This is a genomic window from Escherichia sp. AM3 (assembly GCF_032029835.1).
GTDB classification, from domain to species: domain Bacteria; phylum Pseudomonadota; class Gammaproteobacteria; order Enterobacterales; family Enterobacteriaceae; genus Escherichia; species Escherichia coli.
Genome location: NZ_JAVUPQ010000201.1, coordinates 1 through 2,431, shown reverse-complemented (window position 1 = coordinate 2,431; position 2,431 = coordinate 1). Strand labels below are relative to the sequence as shown.

Annotated in this window: 1 protein-coding gene and 2 pseudogenes; 1 reads left to right on the top strand and 2 read right to left on the bottom strand. The window is 51.3% G+C overall.

Going from position 1 to position 2,431, the window contains the following annotated elements; all coding sequences use genetic code 11:
• Nucleotides 1–787, top strand: a pseudogene (locus tag RTW80_RS24065) (IS3-like element IS911 family transposase); the annotation flags it as partial.
• Nucleotides 788–796: 9 nt separating this feature from the next.
• On the opposite strand, the pseudogene RTW80_RS24060 reads toward RTW80_RS24065, so the two are convergent.
• Together RTW80_RS24060 and RTW80_RS24055 are read right to left on the bottom strand one after the other, a co-directional pair.
• Nucleotides 797–1,135 (bottom strand): annotated as a pseudogene (locus RTW80_RS24060) (DUF2254 family protein); the annotation flags it as partial.
• 62 nt (nucleotides 1,136–1,197) lie between these two features.
• Nucleotides 1,198–2,431: BCCT family transporter (locus RTW80_RS24055; RefSeq protein WP_312720539.1), on the bottom strand; the 1,234-nt coding region annotated here is incomplete at its 5' end.

Genomic DNA, 2,431 nt, shown 5'->3' with positions numbered 1-2,431 from the left:
GGAAAAACCGTCCTGAAAAACCAGACGGCAGACGGGCTGTATTACGCAGTCAGGTACTTGAGCTACATGGCATCAGCCACGGTTCGGCCGGAGCAAGAAGCATCGCCACAATGGCAACCCGGAGAGGCTACCAGATGGGACGCTGGCTTGCTGGCAGGCTCATGAAAGAGCTGGGGCTGGTCAGCTGTCAGCAGCCGACTCACCGGTATAAACGTGGTGGTCATGAACATGTTGCTATCCCTAACTACCTTGAAAGGCAGTTCGCCGTGACCGAGCCAAATCAGGTGTGGTGCGGTGATGTGACCTATATCTGGACGGGTAAGCGCTGGGCGTACCTCGCCGTTGTTCTCGACCTGTTCGCAAGAAAACCAGTGGGCTGGGCCATGTCGTTCTCGCCGGACAGCAGGCTCACCATGAAAGCGCTGGAAATGGCATGGGAAACCCGTGGTAAGCCCGGCGGGGTGATGTTCCACAGCGATCAGGCAGTCATTATACGAGCAGGCAGTTCCGGCAGTTATTGTGGCGATACCAGATCAGGCAGAGTATGAGCCGGCGCGGAAACTGCTGGGATAACAGCCCAATGGAACGCTTCTTCAGGAGTCTGAAGAACGAATGGATGCCGGTGGTGGGTTACGTAAGCTTCAGCGAGGCAGCTCACGCCATAACGGACTATATCGTTGGATATTACAGCGCACTAAGACCGCACGAATATAACGGTGGGTTACCCCCAAACGAATCGGAAAATCGATACTGGAAAAACTCTAACTCGGTGGCCAGTTTTTGTTGACCACTTCAAGAGAAAAGAACCGATGAAGGTGGCCAGTACATTTTGTGTGGTGACGTCTTCAACAACTAAACGCGTAGCTCTGGGAGTCACATTAGTAGTGGCTGAACCGTAGGCTGTGACCATGATACTCAGCGAAAATGTGGTCACTGCCAGCATACTCGATGCCAGTATGTTCAGAATGTTATCGACTGCTTCCGCACCAACCTTCACGGAAACCGACTCAGGTATCATTGATTTAAAAAGAATTGATAAAAGGGCCGTTATTATCGCGACAATTGCGAATAACGTTGCCCTGAACCATAGTTTTTTAATTGTCTGCTTCAGCATCCATTTCCAGCGTGAAATCATTCTGCATTCCCTCATATTGCGGCCGAGATAATAATTGCCGCCCCCAGGACGGCATGTTGCTATTAACGAACCAGGTGCAGGAAGTGCAGGTGTTTTTCGTACTGGTCCAGTATGTCATTAATCAGCTGTTCCTGGTTCCAGCCCATCACATCATAATTTTGACCGCCTTCTTTGAGATAAACCTCAGCGCGATAATATCGATGTTGTTCAGTCTGCTGCTCATCATTATCCATTGCGGCGAGCGCGAAGGTCGGTGAGATATACCCGCGAAGCCTCACTTCATATATAAAATTCAGCTCGTTGCCCAAATCGACTTCAAGACGAATACGATCGTCGACTGCATCACTAATGTGGCTTATCGTCCCCTGCTTGTTCAGTTCCTCCTGAACCAGCGTCATGGCGGGCTGGATAACGTCGTCCATAAAACGTTTCACAAGAGATCGCTTCGGCAGATACGCGATATTGCGTAACCTTCTCTGCCAAGGAATTGGGTTACGTGCAGCCGTAGGAGCAATTGTCGCCATGCTCAGGCTTTCACGCTTGGTCAAATCCCGGCGCAAAGCTTTTAAAAGTCCGTATATGGATATTAGTAAGATCACTGAGAAGGGCAATGCACTCGCTATTGTCACCGTTTGCAGCGCACTTAGCCCTCCGGCAAGGAGAAGCGCAATTGCAACAATGCCCATGAGCGAGGCCCAGAATATTCGCTGCCAGACGGGTGTGTTTGCCACTCCACCTGATGCCAGAGTATCCACAACCATTGCCCCCGAATCAGCAGACGTTACAAAGAAGACGATGACCATCGCCATTGCAATGAATGACAGCACAGAAGAGAACGGGAAATGCTCCAGGAAATTAAACAGGGCCAGCGACACATCCTGCTGAACAGTATTGGCGAGGTCTGTGGCCCCCTGGTTCATAATGAGATAGATCGCGCTGTTACCAAACACCGTCATCCACATTAGCGTAAAACCCGCGGGAACAAACAGCACGCCGGTGACAAACTCGCGAATGGTTCGCCCGCGGGAGACCCGTGCGATGAACATCCCCACAAACGGCGACCATGAAAGCCACCATCCCCAGTACAGTAATGTCCAGCCCCCCAGCCAGTTGCTCGACTTGGGCTCATACGCGTAAAGGTTGAACGTTTTACTCACCAGTTCCGAAAGATAACCGCCCGTATTTTCCACAAATGACTTCAGCAGAAGCACGGTTGGTCCCAGACACAGGACCAGCGCCAGGAGCAACAAAGCCAGACCCAGATTGAGTTCAGACAGGATACGTATTCCCTTATCC